This window comes from Algoriphagus aquimarinus (assembly GCF_900112005.1).
GTDB lineage: Bacteria > Bacteroidota > Bacteroidia > Cytophagales > Cyclobacteriaceae > Algoriphagus > Algoriphagus aquimarinus.
This window is the reverse complement of record NZ_FOKK01000016.1, coordinates 93,269-109,644: the sequence shown is the minus strand read 5'-3', so window position 1 is coordinate 109,644 and position 16,376 is coordinate 93,269. Positions and strand designations below refer to the sequence as shown.

General features: G+C 40.8%; 14 protein-coding genes and 1 rRNA gene. 11 read left to right on the top strand and 4 right to left on the bottom strand.

Features of this window, described 5'->3' with window-relative positions:
- Positions 1 to 55: 55 nt before the first annotated feature.
- The 9 genes from rrf to BM291_RS17625 all read left to right on the top strand — a co-directional run bounded on the left by rrf (position 56) and on the right by BM291_RS17625 (position 9,253).
- Positions 56 to 167, top strand: a 5S ribosomal RNA gene (rrf, locus tag BM291_RS17665).
- Between the two features lie 594 nt (positions 168 to 761).
- Positions 762 to 3,188, top strand: coding sequence for a heavy metal translocating P-type ATPase (locus BM291_RS17660; RefSeq protein ID WP_092899896.1), 2,427 nt, complete (start codon positions 762 to 764; stop codon positions 3,186 to 3,188).
- A 1-nt stretch (position 3,189) separates the two neighbouring features.
- Positions 3,190 to 3,381 carry a cbb3-type cytochrome oxidase assembly protein CcoS gene (gene ccoS / locus BM291_RS17655; RefSeq protein ID WP_092899894.1) on the top strand — a complete coding sequence of 64 codons (192 nt, stop codon included), beginning with the start codon at positions 3,190 to 3,192 and terminating at the stop codon, positions 3,379 to 3,381.
- Entirely contained in the window at positions 3,374 to 5,503 is a 2,130-nt protein-coding gene (gene ccoN, locus BM291_RS17650) for a cytochrome-c oxidase, cbb3-type subunit I (protein ID WP_092899892.1), read from the top strand. Before ccoS ends, ccoN begins: the two co-directional genes overlap by 8 nt.
- Before the next feature lie 11 nt (positions 5,504 to 5,514).
- Complete coding sequence (locus tag BM291_RS17645) at positions 5,515 to 5,700, top strand: CcoQ/FixQ family Cbb3-type cytochrome c oxidase assembly chaperone (RefSeq protein WP_092899890.1); 186 nt, start codon at positions 5,515 to 5,517, stop codon at positions 5,698 to 5,700.
- Positions 5,697 to 6,632 (top strand): cbb3-type cytochrome c oxidase N-terminal domain-containing protein, encoded by a 936-nt coding sequence (locus tag BM291_RS17640; protein ID WP_092899888.1) that lies wholly within the window; start codon positions 5,697 to 5,699, stop codon positions 6,630 to 6,632. Before BM291_RS17645 ends, BM291_RS17640 begins: the two co-directional genes overlap by 4 nt.
- A gap of 55 nt (positions 6,633 to 6,687) precedes the next feature.
- Positions 6,688 to 8,100 carry a cytochrome c oxidase accessory protein CcoG gene (gene ccoG, locus BM291_RS17635; protein WP_092899886.1) on the top strand — a complete coding sequence of 471 codons (1,413 nt, stop codon included), beginning with the start codon at positions 6,688 to 6,690 and terminating at the stop codon, positions 8,098 to 8,100.
- Positions 8,101 to 8,125: 25 nt separating this feature from the next.
- Positions 8,126 to 8,551 carry a FixH family protein gene (locus tag BM291_RS17630; RefSeq protein ID WP_092899884.1) on the top strand — a complete coding sequence of 142 codons (426 nt, stop codon included), beginning with the start codon at positions 8,126 to 8,128 and terminating at the stop codon, positions 8,549 to 8,551.
- Positions 8,552 to 9,253, top strand: coding sequence for a sulfite exporter TauE/SafE family protein (locus tag BM291_RS17625; RefSeq protein ID WP_092899882.1), 702 nt, complete (start codon positions 8,552 to 8,554; stop codon positions 9,251 to 9,253).
- Here the strand turns inward: BM291_RS17625 and hemN are convergent.
- From hemN to BM291_RS17605, 4 genes are all read right to left on the bottom strand, one after another.
- On the bottom strand, positions 9,250 to 10,608 hold the full coding sequence (hemN, locus tag BM291_RS17620; RefSeq protein WP_092899880.1) for an oxygen-independent coproporphyrinogen III oxidase: 1,359 nt from the start codon (positions 10,606 to 10,608) through the stop codon (positions 9,250 to 9,252). The two genes, BM291_RS17625 and hemN, sit on opposite strands and share 4 nt — an antisense overlap.
- A 123-nt stretch (positions 10,609 to 10,731) precedes the next feature.
- Positions 10,732 to 11,775, bottom strand: a complete 1,044-nt coding sequence (locus tag BM291_RS17615; RefSeq protein ID WP_092899878.1) for a vWA domain-containing protein — start codon at positions 11,773 to 11,775, stop codon at positions 10,732 to 10,734.
- Positions 11,756 to 12,652 carry a hypothetical protein gene (locus BM291_RS17610; protein WP_092899876.1) on the bottom strand — a complete coding sequence of 299 codons (897 nt, stop codon included), beginning with the start codon at positions 12,650 to 12,652 and terminating at the stop codon, positions 11,756 to 11,758. Before BM291_RS17610 ends, BM291_RS17615 begins: the two co-directional genes overlap by 20 nt.
- Complete coding sequence (locus BM291_RS17605) at positions 12,645 to 13,523, bottom strand: DUF58 domain-containing protein (RefSeq protein ID WP_092899874.1); 879 nt, start codon at positions 13,521 to 13,523, stop codon at positions 12,645 to 12,647. Before BM291_RS17605 ends, BM291_RS17610 begins: the two co-directional genes overlap by 8 nt.
- 106 nt (positions 13,524 to 13,629) lie before the next feature.
- Between BM291_RS17605 and BM291_RS17600 the strand changes: the two genes are divergently transcribed.
- Positions 13,630 to 13,980, top strand: coding sequence for a DUF4296 domain-containing protein (locus BM291_RS17600; protein WP_092899872.1), 351 nt, complete (start codon positions 13,630 to 13,632; stop codon positions 13,978 to 13,980).
- Complete coding sequence (locus BM291_RS17595) at positions 13,980 to 16,367, top strand: endonuclease MutS2 (RefSeq protein WP_092899870.1); 2,388 nt, start codon at positions 13,980 to 13,982, stop codon at positions 16,365 to 16,367. The genes BM291_RS17600 and BM291_RS17595 overlap by 1 nt, the downstream gene beginning before the upstream one ends.
- Positions 16,368 to 16,376 lie beyond the last annotated feature (9 nt).

Here is a 16,376-nt window from a genome sequence, read left to right as displayed (position 1 = left end):
GTTGAGATACGAAAGAGATCTTGCTACTTGCTACTAGCTACTGAAGTCTTACAATTTAGGCGGCCTAGCGCAGGGGTCCCACCTCTTCCCATCCCGAACAGAGAAGTTAAGCCCTGCAGCGCCGATGGTACTGGGGTTACACCCGGGAGAGTAGGTCGCCGCCTCATTTATTCAAGCCCTTTGGTTCATTCCAAAGGGCTTTTTGGTTTTATAGCCTTTTTATAGACCATCCTCCCAGCAACGTAGCCCACCTTAACAAACGAAAATACACTCGTTTACTCTAACATGTGGGGTAAGGAAATAGGGATGTATGGGTTTTATGAGCTAATTTTTATTTTATTTTGCGATACTTAGGCTTAGTTATTCTTTGGAATTCTACTTTACCAAATGCCATTGAAGCCATTATAACTATCAATTGATTATTATTTTGACTCAATTCCATGTTTTGAGGCTTATTAGTCTTCCATGGTATTGAATTTCATCCGATACAGTTATGAATTTGGTTTTTGTCCTTGTATTGTCTTGATTATCTTTTCAGATCATGTTATAGAAATATGATTTTTGTCAGTTTTTTATAGGACTTACCTCAAGTGCTTACACGTTTTCCTCGTGTAGTTTTGCTGAATCAAATAGGGCGATAGTTGTTGCATTTAAAGACCTCTCCGCTAGACGTAATTTGATTATTCTAGTTGTTTGGTTATAATGGGATAAAGCAATTGAGGTCTTTATAATTATTAGGATGATTAGTAAGTTTTAAAACAATGCATTCAAAGCTACCTAAGCAGAATATTGTCATTTGCTTTCACTGTGGTGAGGACTGTGAGGGGGTGCAGCTGGTAGTAGATGATCAGAATTTCTGCTGCCAAGGGTGTAAGTTGGTTTATGAAGTTCTCTCTGAAAATGAACTTTGTAATTACTACACCTTGGAAGCATATCCAGGTGGTAGCCAAAAGTCTAAAACAGGCTCTACGAATAGATTTGACTATCTTAATGACTCGGATACTCAATTGAATCTTTTGGATTTTCAGAATGAGCATGAAAGTCATGTTACCTTTTTTATTCCGATAATCCATTGTGCATCATGTATTTGGCTTTTGGAAAATCTGTTTCATGTTCATTCTGGTATTCTTTCCAGTAGAGTTGATTTTGTTAAGAAGAGAGTCCAAATCAAATTTAAAAATGACAAAATCAGCTTGAAAGAGCTGGTTAGTCTTCTTGCTACAATTGGTTATGAACCGAAGATTAGTCTATCTAATTTGGAGCAAAAAATGCCTAATGCAGTTGACAAGCGAACTGTAAAAAGACTTGCCGTGGCAGGATTTTGCTTTGGAAATATGATGCTCTTTAGCGTACCTGAATATTTTTCAGAAGCAGATCTTATCGACGAAGGATTTAGAGGATTGTTTAGTTATTTAAACGTAGTCCTTGCTCTTCCTGTGGTGTCCTATGCCGCAAGTGATTATTATCAATCAGCCTGGAATTCTATCAAGCAATGGCGAATCAATATGGATGTCCCAATCGTATTAGGGATTATCTCATTATTTTTTTATTCTTTATGGGAAATTTTTGCTAATAATCAGGCTGGTTTTATGGATAGCTTGGGTGGACTGTTATTCTTCCTTTTGCTTGGTAAGCTTTATCAGCAGAAAACATTTGCAACTCTTGAATTTGATAGGGATTACAAATCCTATTTCCCTATAGCCGTGACCAAAATGTCTCATAATCGTGAAGAGGTTATTCCACTTTCTAAGTTGCAGGTAGGTGATGTGATTTTGGTGAGGGATGAGGAATTAATCCCTGCGGATTCCCTTTTGCTTAGTGACCAGGCTAATGTAGATTACAGCTTTATCACCGGAGAAGAAATCCCAGTATTCAAGCAAAAGGGAGAATTGATCTATGCTGGAGGTCGCCAAATAGGTGAACCTATTATGCTAACTATTCAGAAATCACCTTCTCAGGGTTATTTGACGGATCTATGGAACCATGAATCTTTTGCTAAAAACAAAGATCGATTGCTTGAGCCTTTGGCATCAAAAATAAGCGGAGTCTTTACGTGGGTAGTTTTGGCAATTGCTTTTTCTTCCTTCGCGTATTGGTCATTTCTCGATTTTTCTCTGGCTGTTAAAACATTTGCTTCTGTACTTATAGTTGCATGCCCATGTGCGTTGGCAATGTCCACGCCATTCACCTTAGGGAATACATTGAGAATCTTTGGGAAATGTAGATTCTATTTGAAAAATGCGAGTGTCATTGAGCGTATGGCATTGATAGATACGATCGTATTTGATAAAACGGGAACATTGACTGATCCTGCGAATGCTAAAATTACTTATTATGGTGAGTCTCTTTCTACGGAAACTGCCACAATTTTGAAATCAATGGTGGAACGCTCCACACATCCTTTAAGCAATCGAATCAATCATTGGTTAGGCTTGCAAGATGGAATGGCACTTGAGCATGTAGCAGAAATTAAAGGCGGAGGTATAGAGGCAATTTTCAAAGGTCAGGTAATTCGTTTGGGATCTCCAGAATTTACTGGGTATAGATCTGTTGTAGAAAGTGAAGGAGGAAACCTTGTTTTCTTAACTATTGAGAAGTTAGAAATTGGATATTTCCATATAGAATCAGGTCTGAGAAGCTCCGCTGAGCATGTGGTGAAAAGTCTGAAATCAGACTATCAGCTGCATGTGCTTTCTGGAGATTATTCCCACGAGCAAACTTCTCTGGAAGAGAAATTAGGAGAGGGCATAAGTTTTAATTTTAAACGAGGCCCATCAGATAAACTTTCCTATATCAAGAATCTTAACATTTCTCGGCATACATTGATGATCGGTGACGGCTTAAATGACGCAGGAGCTTTGCAAGAAAGTGAAGTAGGTGTGGCTGTTTCAGATCGGGTCAGTCATTTCTCACCTGCAAGTGATGCTATATTGGATTCCGACGTTTTTGGAATGATTCCAGCATTTTTGGGCTTTGCCAAATCAAGTAGATTAATCATTAAGGCAAGTTTTATTCTCAGTTTTCTATACAATGCAGTTGGAATTACTCTGGCTGTTCAAGGTCTATTGAGTCCAGTGATTTGCGCTATTTTAATGCCACTGAGTAGTATTTCGGTGGTGGTTTTCACTTCGCTAGCTACTAATGCAGTGGCTTGGAGGAGAGGTCTATTTAACCTAAAACCTAGCTAATATGGAGGTCATCTTTCTATTAATTGCGATTAGTCTTCTACTGGCTGGTACTTTTCTTTTTTTGTTTTTCAAAGCAATGAAAGGTGGGCAGTTCGACGATGATTATACTCCTTCCGTGAGAATTCTCTTTGAGAATCCTCCAAAAAAATCAACCAAAAAGAATCCATCAACAAAACAAAAATCCTATGAATGACACTACTCTGGAGAGGTTCTACTATGACAATAAAATTGTCAAGTATTTTGGAGCCGCTACTATTATCTGGGGTGTAATAGGGATGCTAGTCGGTGTATTAATAGCCACACAGTTATTTTTACCTGCAGCCAACCTAGGAAATCCCTACACTACATTTGGGCGTATTCGCCCACTTCACACTAATGCTGTGATTTTTGCATTCGTTGGTAATGCGATTTTTGCGGGAGTTTATTACTCCATGCCGCGACTTCTCAAGGCTGCGATGTGGAACAAAAGTCTCAGTTGGTTTCACTTTTGGGGCTGGCAACTCATAATTGTAGCCGCGGTAATTACACTTCCTTTAGGATTTACTTCTTCCAAAGAATACGCTGAATTAGAGTGGCCAATAGATATTGCCATTGCCGTGGTTTGGGTAGCCTTTGGGGTGAATATGATTGCTACTATTCTTAAGCGAAGAGAGCGACATATGTACGTAGCCATATGGTTTTACTTAGCTTCCTTCCTTACGGTTGCAGTGTTGCATATATTTAATTCCTTAGAGCTACCAGTTAGCTTTATGAAAAGTTACTCCGCCTACGCAGGGGTTCAGGATGCGTTGGTTCAGTGGTGGTACGGTCATAATGCAGTTGCATTTTTCCTGACTACTCCTTTCCTAGGATTGATGTATTATTTCCTTCCGAAAGCTGCGAATAGACCAGTTTACTCCTATAAGCTCTCTATTGTTCACTTTTGGTCCTTGATTTTCCTATACATGTGGGCTGGACCGCATCACTTGCTTTATACTGCTTTGCCTGAATGGGCCCAAGTGCTTGGGACAGTTTTCTCAGTGATGCTCTTAGCTCCTTCTTGGGGTGGCATGGTGAATGGTCTGCTGACTTTGCGTGGTGCATGGGATAAAGTAGCTACTGATCCAGTACTGAAATTCATGGTCGTGGCGATCACAGCTTATGGTATGGCGACTTTCGAGGGACCAATGCTTTCCTTTAAAAGTGTAAGTGCCATAGCGCATTATACGGATTGGATTATTGCACACGTGCACGTAGGCGGACTTGGTTGGAATGGTTTCTTGACCTTCGGTATGCTTTACTGGATGTGGCCTAGATTGTTTAGAACTAAGATATATTCGACTAAGCTTGCCAATGTTCACTTTTGGTTAGGTGTGATGGGGATCATATTCTACGCTCTACCAATGTATGTTGCTGCGTTGACTCAGTTCTTGATGTTGAGAGAATTTGATGAGATGGGCAAATTGGCTTATGGCAATTTTCTTCAGACAGTAGTGGAATTGGTTCCAATGTATATGTTGAGAGCCTTTGGTGGATTAATGTATGTGAGTGGGGCTATCCTTATGGGATACAATATGATTAAGACTGCTCAACAAGGACAATTCGCGGAAGAGGAGGAGGATCAGGCTCCGGCACTCGCTAGAAACTACAACCCTAAAGGTGAGTTCTGGCATAGAGCATGGGAGAGAAAGCCTGTATTCTTTGCTGTTTTGGCTACTATAGCGATCTCCATTGGAGGTATAGTGGAGATTGTTCCTACTATTCTGGTGAAGTCCAATATCCCTACGATCAGTTCGGTGAAACCATATACCGCTTTGGAACTTGAAGGGAGAGATATTTACATAGAAAATGGTTGTGTAGGCTGTCACTCTCAGATGGTGCGTCCATTTAGATTTGAGACCGAGCGCTATGGGGAATATTCCAAAGCAGGGGAGTTCGTCTACGATCATCCATTCCTATGGGGTTCTAAGCGTACTGGTCCAGATTTACATCGTATCGGAGGCAAGTATCCAGATAGCTGGCATTATTTCCATATGGAAAATCCTAGAAGTATGTCTCCAGGTTCACTGATGCCTCCATATCCTTGGTTGGTTACAGCTGAGCTTGATTATTCAGATTTACCTGCAAAAATCAGAACTATGCAGAAGCTGGGAGTTCCCTATCCGGAGGGATATGATCAACAGGCATCTGCGGATTTAGAAGCTCAAGCGGCGAAGATAGCTGCCGGTCTGAAGGATGCTGGTGTTGCTGTAATGCCAAATACTGAGATAGTAGCCTTGATTGCCTACTTACAGCGTTTGGGGACAGATATTAAAGGAGAGTCAACTAGTAAATAATCAGATATATCATGTACAAAGAAGTATTAAGATCGATCGAAGACATAGAAATATTTCCGATTATTTCTCTAGTCATATTTGTCCTGTTTTTCATAGGTATAGCTATATGGGCGATTAGAATCCCAAAGGATTACGTAGATCATATGAGTTCCTTACCAATGGATGATGACAACGAATTAACCAACACACAGCCATGAAAAAATACTTAACCCTTTTTGCCCTCATTGGCCTGATGGTTTCTCCTTCGGCATGGGCTCAAACTGAAGCCTCCTCTGGGGGAATGATGTCAATGGATTCTAATCAAATGGCATTGCTGATCATCATAGGTGTCATCATAGGCGTGATTATTCTGCTATTGATATTGATGATTTATTTGATGTCTTTTATTTCAGCTGTTTTCCGTAAGGAAAATCCTGCGTTGGCAGAGGAGCCATCTTGGTGGGATTCATTCAAAGAGCGATTTGTCACTGGAGATATAGAAGAGGAGCAAGCTCACGAGAAATTGATGTCAGATCATTCTTATGACGGGATTCAAGAACTGGATAATTTTATGCCTCCTTGGTTGCAATATGTCTTTATTGGTACCATCGTATTTGCCGTAGGATATTATGCGAATTATACGGTTTTCGGTATTGGTATGACTGGCATAGAGGAATATGAAGAAGAGTTGAGGATAGAGGCTATAGCTGCTGAATCTCGAAGTCTTACCGCTGATGCTAGTATAGATGAGACTAATGTGACCTTAGATGATTCTGGCCCTGCACTTGGAGCTGGTAAAACTATCTTCGAAGCAAACTGTGCGGCCTGTCACGCTATTGACGGCGGCGGCGGAGTAGGCCCGAATCTTACAGATAAGTATTGGCTTCATGGAGGTGACATCAAAGATGTATTTGCAGTAGTAAAATACGGAGTGATTGAAAAAGGAATGGTTCCTTGGGAGGATCAATTGAATCCTAAAGAAATTCAAGAGGTGTCGAGTTATATTCTCAGTCTGCAAGGGACTACCCCAGCAGCTCCTAAGGATCCACAGGGTGAGTTGTATTCAGGTGGCTCTACTAGTGAGAGTGAAGCACCTGCCGAATCAATGACTGCGGCTGATACTACTGCTGTAGTGACGCCTGCCGAATAAACGTTTAACTACCGGGGACAAATGTTCCCGGTAGAATTAAAGCCTTGTATCTATTATGGCAAAGAAGAATCCACATTTGAATCCAGATACTTTCCGCGATTCGTTGGCAACAGTCCAAGATGATGGGAAAAGAAACTGGGTTTACCCGAAGAAGATAAAAGGTTTATTTTACAAGTATAGAACGTATTTCTCCTGGTTCCTTCTCGCAATTTTATTCGCAGGGCCTTTCATCCAAGTGGATGGAAGACCATGGTTATTATTCAATATTTTTGAGCGAAAGTTCATCATTTTTGGAGCAGTATTTTGGCCTCAAGATACCTATCTCCTCATTTTTCTATTGCTTATTTTTTTCGTTTTTATTATTCTATTCACTGTAGCCTTTGGGCGAGTCTGGTGCGGTTGGGCATGTCCTCAGACGCTATTCATGGAGATGGTTTTTAGGAAAATAGAATATGCAATCGAAGGTGATGCAAATCAGCAAAGAGCGCTAAATGCTCAAGCTTGGAATACCGAAAAAGTAATAAAGAAGACAAGTAAGATTACGGTTTTCGCAATTATTTCATTGATGATAGGGCATTTGGTGATGGCCTACCTGATTGGAGTGAAGGAAGTGTATACGATAGTCACTCAGCCCCCTTCAGCCAACATGGCGGGGTTTATGGGTTTGCTCGCTTTTTCTGGAATATTCATGTTCGTGTTCACCTGGTTCAGAGAGCAAGCCTGTTTGGTGGTTTGTCCATATGGAAGATTGCAGGGGGTATTGTTGGATGTCAATTCCATTAACGTAATGTATGATTACGTTCGAGGAGAACCTAGATCACCTATTCGTAAAAATCAGGAGGAGAATGAAAACAAAGGGGATTGTGTGGATTGTACACTCTGCGTTCAGGTTTGTCCTACTGGAATAGATATCCGAAATGGCATTCAGATGGAATGCGTGAATTGTACTGCTTGTATTGATGCCTGTGATGAGGTAATGTTGAAAGTGGATCGGCCAACTGGCTTAATCCGGTACGCCTCCGAGAATAGTATTCAACAAGGTTTTCAAAAACTGATAACAAATAAAGTTAAGATTTACATCGCAGTACTGGTTTTGCTAACGATCGCGTTTGTATCGCTAATAGCTACTAGAGATGATATTTCGGCTACGGTGACCAGGTATCCTGGGATGACGTATCAAGAACGGGAGGATGGAATGGTGACTAATCTGTATCAAATCACCTTGATCAATAAAACGTTTGAATCGCAGGAAGTAGAGTTGAAGTCACTTGCTGAAGGGATGGACGTAGAAATCATAGGCGCTCAACATCTGATACTGGAACCACAATCGAAGTATGAAGGCAGGTTCTTCTTGGTAAGGAATCAGAATGAGGTGAAATTAAATCAGGAAAAAGTGGATTTGGCACTATTTCATAATGGGGAGGAAATTGATCAGATTGAAACAAATTTCACTGCACCAATAAAATAAATCTAATTTATTAAAGAAGGGAAAGATGGATTGGGGAAAAGGAATATTGTTGACAATTATAGGTTTTGTAGCGCTGATCATGACTTTGGTGGTGATATCGGTGAGGATGGACGGTATAGAGTTAGTCACTGAAAACTACTACGAGGAAGAAATAAAGTATCAAGACCGAATAGACCAAACTAATCAGGCGTCCAGTCTGGACAAAGAGGTAATCTCCTATGATGCGCAGAATAAATCAGTGCTTTTAGACTTGCCTAACGGCAGCGAAGCTATGCTGCACTTATTTAGGCCATCCGATTCATCATTGGATCAGGAATTAGCGGTGAGTGTCACAGAAATCGGGAAAACTTCGGTGTCACTCCTTCAGCTGAAATCGGGCTATTGGAGAGTGAAACTCAGCTGGAATGTGGATGGAGTAGATTATTACGAGGAGAAAAAAATAACTATTTAAATGCTCTGGACAGCCTTTTTGCTAGGTTTTCTTGGCTCATTCCATTGTGTTGGAATGTGTGGACCGATTGCTCTGGCTGTGGGAGGTAAAAACAATTCCTCTTTTTTTTATCACAAAATCCTATACAATATTGGCCGAAGCCTTACCTATGCCATGCTTGGCTTGATCGTAGGAAGTTTAGGCTTCTCTTTATCTTTGGCGGGAGTGCAGCAAGGTTTTTCGATTGCCATGGGTGTTCTAATATTGATTTTGGCCCTTAGTTATAAAAATGCTGATCGATTTTTAACAATTCCAGCTTTGTCAGGCATAATAATTTGGATCAAGAGGCAACTGAATCGATTTCTAAAAGCTGGTGGAGCCTTTGCTTTTTTCGCAACTGGTTTGGCTAATGGACTTCTGCCCTGCGGAATGGTTTATATGGCTCTTGTGGCTGCTCTAGCATTTCAAAGTCCATTTTTAGGTGCTACTTACATGTTCTTTTTTGGGATTGGAACGATCCCCATGCTACTTGTATTGATGTATTCTGGAAGTTTAATTTCCCTCAAAACCAGACAAAATTTTCAGAAAGCTATTCCTTACCTAGGGGCTATGATAGGTATACTTTTTATTTTTCGTGGACTTGGCTTAGGGGTTTTCTTTAGCCCGAATCTTCAAGTGTTTGATTATGGAAGTGCACAGGTAGAGATTACCATGTGTCCTTAAATCGTTTTGCTGAATAGAACTTTTTTGCTTTGATTTTCTGCTAGCCTAAGATCAAATTGAGAGCAGATATTTCTGATAACTTTCATTCCTGGTTCGGATACAGTGATTTCATCATCGTTAATAGCTAGAAGCCCATCCTTTTCCATGTCTTTGAGGGTCATTAGCTGATCATCTGAAAGTCTCTCAGAAACTTCTCTGGGGATTCTAGCCAGCTTTCTACAAATCAAATTTTGAATCACCTCCCTAACTATAATATCCAACTTAGTTTGAAAATGCCCTTTCTGAATTGCAAAAGTATCTTTCATCACGAAGGACTCATATTTACTAATGTGCTTTTCATTTTGGGCATAAGCGTAGTAGATATCGCTAATGCTGCTGGCTCCTAATCCAATAAGGATTTTAGAAGGCAACGTGGTATATCCCATGAAATTTCTGTGCAAGTCACCGTTGTTTTTGGCCAGAGTAAGGGGATCATTGGGTAGAGCGAAATGATCCATCCCAACTTCCACATATCCCATTTTCAGCAAAAGTGATCTTCCAAATTCATATAAATCACTCTTTTCTGAATCACTCGGGAGGAATTTTTCGAAGCTTTTCTGTGCAGGAAATGCACTAGTTAAGTGTGCGTAACTATAAAATGCAATACGATCCGGTCTTAATTGATAAACCTTACTGAAAGTTTCCCCCATGGTTTCTACGGTTTGATGTGGCAGACCATAGATTAAATCATAATTGATGGATGTGTAGCCTAAAATCCGTGCGGAATCAGTGGCATGTTTTACTTTTTCGAAAGGCTGCATTCTATGAATTGCCGTTTGTACCCGTACATCAAAATCTTGAATGCCGTAACTGACACGATCGAAACCTAAATCATGGAGAGTTTTTAAGTGTTCAAAAGTTGTGTTGTTAGGATGGCCTTCAAAGCTAAACTCTGCGTTAGTTGTGATTTCAGCGCCATCAAGTAGAGACGAGATCAGGTGTTGAAGATAGAATGGTTCAAAGAATGTTGGGGTTCCTCCGCCAAGGTGTATCCCCGCAATTTTTGGCTTTCCGGTAAAGATCAGCTTGTATTTATTCCATTCAGCTAACAGGGCTTGAATATATGGATCTTTGACACCATTGTTTTTTGTGATCCGCTTGTTGCATCCGCAATAGGTACACAAGCTCTCGCAAAAGGGCAAATGAATATAAATGGATATGCCTTCTTCACTTCCAAACTCCTGAAATGCCTTTTTTACAAGTTCACTCCATTCGGAAGTATCCAGGTTATTTTCCCACAGAGGGACAGTAGGATAGGATGTGTATCGGGGAGCTTGACTATTGTATTTTTTAAGTAGTTCGGCTGGTAGTTGCATAAGAAATTGCTTTATGCAAACTAAGCTTGTTTTCACATTTCTTCAGATGATAAGTGAAAGCCTCAAATGTGACTAATATCATCTTATTTTTAATTGCAGACCTGAAATTTTGCTGATTGATGATTAATCCAAAAGGAAATTGTTTAAGAAACTACTCTTAAGACCTAACCAAACGAAGAAAAACATCAAACCCCAGAAGAGATAAGTTCTATAGTAATCTGCTGTTTCCTTGTAGCGGTTTTCGATCACTTCGGTTTTCTCCAGGGTGTCAATTCTATCGAAAATCGAAATTAAAGTTCCAGCGTCAGAAGCTCTGAAAAACTCTCCATTTCCAATTTTAGCTATCTCTCGTAAGGTGGATTCATCCAAGTAACTTTCTACCATCTGAGGTCGACCAAAGAAGTCTGTGCCGTAAGGAACGAGTCCATCCTTGCCCATCGCAATGGTGTAGATCTTAATGTCCAAGGCAGAGGCTAGGTTTGCTGCAAAAAGTGGGTCCACATTTCCGGCATTGCTCTCACCATCACTCAATAAAATCATGACTTTCGATGCAGATTCCGATTCTTTCATTCGGTTTGTCCCTGATGCCAATGCAGAACCTATAGCTGTTCCTTTTGCTTCCATCATGCTAAAAGAAATCTCATTGACAAGGTCAGTGAGTAATTCATAATCATTGGTCAATGGAGCGAGGGAATAAGCTTCTCCAGCGAATACAACCATTCCTATTCGATCTCCAACTCTGCCGTTGATGAATTCAATAGCCGTTGCTTTGGCTGCTTCGAGTCGATTAGGCGTGAAATCCTGTAAGTCCATGGATTCCGAAATATCCAATACCAACATGATGTCTATGCCTTCTGTAAATTGCTCTACGCGCTCATTACTTCGCTGCGGGCGAGCCAAAGCCACGACTAGCATGATCAGGAATAGGTAAAAGAAGCCTGCAGGTATGAGTCGTAAATATGTCCAAGGATTGTTGTTTGCTACACGTTTCGGTAGGGAAAGTTCCAATACTGGGTTTTTCAGGAATTTGACGAATGTCCTGAAAAGCATGACCACAGGAATAATCCAGATCAGATTCAGTAAAATCGGATTTTGCCATTCGTAGCTTTTGAAGGTCTCAGGCTGAAACCAAGACCAGCTAAAGAATTCAGACAGCTGCTCTCTCATGGGTGGTTTTGGTTTGTTTTTCCTGATAATTTTCTCTTGCCACTTCTAATAAATAGGTAGTAGCTTCCTCACTTTTCGAAGACTCACCTGCGTAAATAATCAAATCGATTGCTCGGAGAGCTTTGAAGATCTCTACGTTATCCATTCTTTCTCCGATTTCGCTAGATGTCCACTCCTTTACCGGAAGCTTAGTGATGCTTTCCATATAGCCTTTCCAAAGTCCAATGACTTCATCAGCTGCTTCAATAGATGGGTTTTCTGATAGCAGAGCAGTCTGAGTTTTCCATCTTTTTTCAAATTGAGCCCAGCGTCTTTTCTCTCTTCTTTCTTTCCAATACTCTTGGATTTTATCTGCAAAAAGGAAGTAAAGTACTACTAACAGAACTAGAATAACTCCAAGAATTATTCCGATGATAATCCAATTGAAGGACTTTTCAAGTGTCTGATAGATGTTGTTTTCCTGAAACACCAACTGCTCAGGAATACTATCTAACGTAAGTTTCAACTTGAGTTCAGCTTCCAGAGGATAGTGAACTATACTGTCATATCGTGCCAGTTCGTACACTGGCAAAGTCAAGTAAGAACTTGGATCTAGCGAAAAATTAGATAAATAATATACCGTGCTATCTTGAGTGATACTCTCCTCTGTATGAGATATGAATGTTTTCTTTTCCAGTAAAACCAACGGAGAAAAATCAAACGTAGAATCTGGAAATATAATCTGAACCGACTCGGGGTAGGACGCTTTTAACACATAACCTACACGCTCACCTAGCTTGGCTGAATCCTGCATGAAGTAGCCATCCACGGTGATTTGCTGAGCATTGCTCAGAACTGGAATCAGGAGAAATAAAAAGAGTTTGAGCGCTTTACCCACGTTTCATGCTTTTGTTTCGGTACTTAAATAACTCTAGAAGTGGACCTACTATGTCCTGAGTGGTATCGATAGCTAGGTAGTTTATTTGGTTCTTTTTGCAAATAGTTTTTAAATGCTCTCGCTCGGAAGTAAAGGTATCTGCAATTTTTTTAGAAAAGCTTCCAAAGGCAGTATTCACCCAAGTAGTTTTCCCTTTTTCTTTATCAAAAACAGGAATAATTCCCAATGAAGGCAAAGCTGACTCACGAGGATCTGTAAGCTGTATTGCCACGACATCATGACGCTCTGCAAGCGCTCTGAATGGCCGCTCATATCCTTCATCAATGAAGTCAGAAATGATCACGATCACAGCTCTTTTCTTGATCAAATTCAGTGCAAACATGAACATGGAGTTCAAATCTGTTTTCAAAGAATTGTTTTCATGGTTAAATATGCCACGAATCATTTTCACACCTTGCTTGCTACCTTTCGAAGGCAGGATCAGTTTTTCCTTTTGATCCGAATAACTGATCAGTCCGACTTGACTTCCTTCAAATACTGCGGCCAAAGTCAATACACCTGCGATGATCTTTCCCTGATCGATCTTCTTGTTTCCTGGCTGACCAATATCCTGGCTACCGCTGATGTCTAAAAGAAAGAAAACCGACTGTTCTTTGTCTTCGCGAAACGTTTTGACAAAAGTTCCGTGTCCCTTAGCAGATACCTTCCACTCAATCGTACGAATGTCGTCGCCATACTGGTATGGACGGAGATCGTCAAACTCCAATCCAGACCCTTTAAAGAGCGACTGGTATTCTCCTTGTAGGTGATTATTAGCCACCTTTCGGATCATGACTTCGTATTTTCTGAGCTTGCTGAATAATTCGTTCATGAATGGTGATTTGAACGGCCTAAGTTATGCTTCTAAGCTGAATTATAAAATTTCAGTTACATGAAGGGTGGGGAGATTTTCCGTTAAAAAAACCTAATTTTGAGCTGTGAAAAGATTTCTGATACTAAGTTTTTGCCTCCTTTCCCTAGGAAGTTGTGGATCTGGCAATAAGCCAGCAGGTTTATTGTCTGAGGATAAGATGGTAGAGGTACTGATAGATATACATATTACTGAGGGGCTTACGGGTGCAATTCCTGTTTCCTACGACTCATCTAAGGTGTTATATAATTTACTTGAAATGGATGTTTTTCTTAAACATCAGGTGAGTGATTCAGTTTTCACACAAAGTATGTTGTACTACCTTCAAGATCCCGCTCAGATGGAGCAGATTTATTCTCGTGTGGTTGATTCTTTAGTAGTAAGGGAATCTTCCGGAGGAGTTTTAGACCAATTCTAATGCTATACCCACGCAATCTCGAACAAAAAGTAAATTTTCTAAAGGTTAAAGAGCTACTCAAGACGGAGTGTACTTCTCTTCTTGGACAGCAGTACGTTGATCGCTTGGTGTTCTCTTCTGACTATAATTTGGTTACCAAGTTACTAGATCAGACGGAGGAATTTCGCCACATCTTAATTTCAGGCGAGCTTTTCCCCTCTTCCAATTTCACCAACCTTAACCCTTATTTAGAGAAAGCTAAGTTGGAGAATGCTTTTCTTGACGTGGAGGATTTTTATGAGATAAAGCTTTCCCTGGAAACACTCAGAAGCTGTGTTTCTTTTTTCCAGAAAAGAGGAGAAGATTATCCTGTCTTGAGCCAATTATTAGGCTTGCTGATGGATCTTGATATGAGCTTGCTCAAAGCCATCGAGTTGATTATCGATGAAAAGGGCAAGATGCGAAGCAATGCAAGTAAGGACTTGCAGCTGATCAGAAGTCAGATTATTTATGAAGAAAGCCGCTTGCGCAAAGTAATGGAGCGGGTTTTCAAAGAAGCCAGAGCGAAAGGACTAACGCCAGAGGATTCTGCTATTACTGTACGGTCAGGAAGATTAGTGATCCCTGTAGCTGCTGAAAACAAGCGGAAACTTCGTGGCTTTATTCATGATGAATCAGCAACAGGGCAGACGGTTTTCATGGAGCCTGAGGAAGCTTTGGATATCAATAATGAAATCCGAGATCTCGAATACATGGAACGTCGGGAGATTATAAAGATCCTGACTCAGCTGACAGATAAAATCCGGCCTGCTATCCCAGCTTTAAGAAAGGCAACTAATTTTCTTGGCTTGATGGATTTCATTCGTGCCAAAGCAAAATTTGCCCAGAAGACAGATAGTTGCAGACCGGAAATCACCAAGGAAAGGCAATTAACCTGGACTAAGGCAAGGCATCCTATTTTGGAGATGGCGCTAAAGACCCAAGGGAAAAGTATTGTCCCTCTTGATGTGAAACTAAGCGGCCATGAGCGATTGCTGGTCATCTCAGGTCCAAATGCCGGAGGAAAGTCTGTGACACTTAAAACTGTTGCTTTGCTGCAGTATATGCTTCAGTGTGGAATATTGATACCAGTTCATCCTGATTCCAAAAGCTCACTCTTCGATAATTTCTTTATCGATATAGGTGATGAGCAAAACCTGGAGAATGACCTGAGTACCTACAGTTCTCACCTGATGAGTATGAAGCATTTTTCGCTATTCTCCAATAAGAAAACCATTCTCTTCATTGATGAATTTGGTACAGGGACGGAGCCGCAGTTTGGTGGAGCGATCGCTGAATCCATTCTTTTGGCATTGAATAAATTAGGTGCCTATGGAGTGCTCACCACCCACTATGGTAATTTGAAGCAAATCGCCAATAAGAATCAGGGAATGGTGAATGGTGCCATGCGCTATGATGTGGATAAATTAGAGCCCCTCTATCAGCTTGAAATTGGTAAGCCAGGTTCTTCATTCGCTTTGGAGATAGCGTCGAAAATCGGTATCCCAAAGGAGATTTTGAAATATGCCAAAGAGCAAATCGGTGAGGAGCGAGTTCGCTACGATAGATTGCTCACGCAGGTGGAGAATGAGAAAAACCAGTACGCTACTTTGCTCGCCGATGTCAAAGCTAAGGAGCGCTTGCTGAAAACGAGACTTCAGGAATACAATGACCTGAAAGAGACCATGGAAAATACCAAAAAGCGGTATATCCAAGAAGCAAAGCAGGAGGCTAAGCAGTTGCTAGATCAAGCAAACAAGAAGATTGAGGCGACTATTCGTGAGATCAAAGAAGGCAAGGCTGAGAAGGAAGCTACGAAGCAGGTTCGAAAGGATCTGGAAGAATTCAAGGAAAAAGTAAAGCCTGAGAAGAACATTGTAAAAGCACCAGAGATTAAGGTCTTGACAGGGAAGATCGCAATAGGAGATTGGGTGCGAGTGAAAGACAATGGGGCCATAGCCGAAGTGCTGAGTATTAAAGGCAATGAGCTGGAGGTTTCTATCGGCGAGCTCAAATCGAAGGTTAAACTATCGAGATTGGAGAAAATATCGCAAGGCGAAGTCAAGAAGGAAAAGAAAGCTGCTGTGTCTCGAAGTGGATACAATACCAATGAGAAAATGATGGATTATTCCCTCAATCTAGATATCAGAGGTAAAAGAGGTGAAGAAATTCTCCACTTGATCCAGACATTTGTCGATGAAGGTTTTATGCTGGGTTTGAAAGATCTGCGTATAGTTCACGGCAAGGGCAACGGAATACTAAGGGATTTGACGCGTAATTTCCTGAGAGACATGAGCCAAGTCCAGCATATGGAGGATGAGCATGCAGATCGAGGAGGAGCAGGAGTCACCTTAGTGACCTTAAAATAAAAAGTAAAA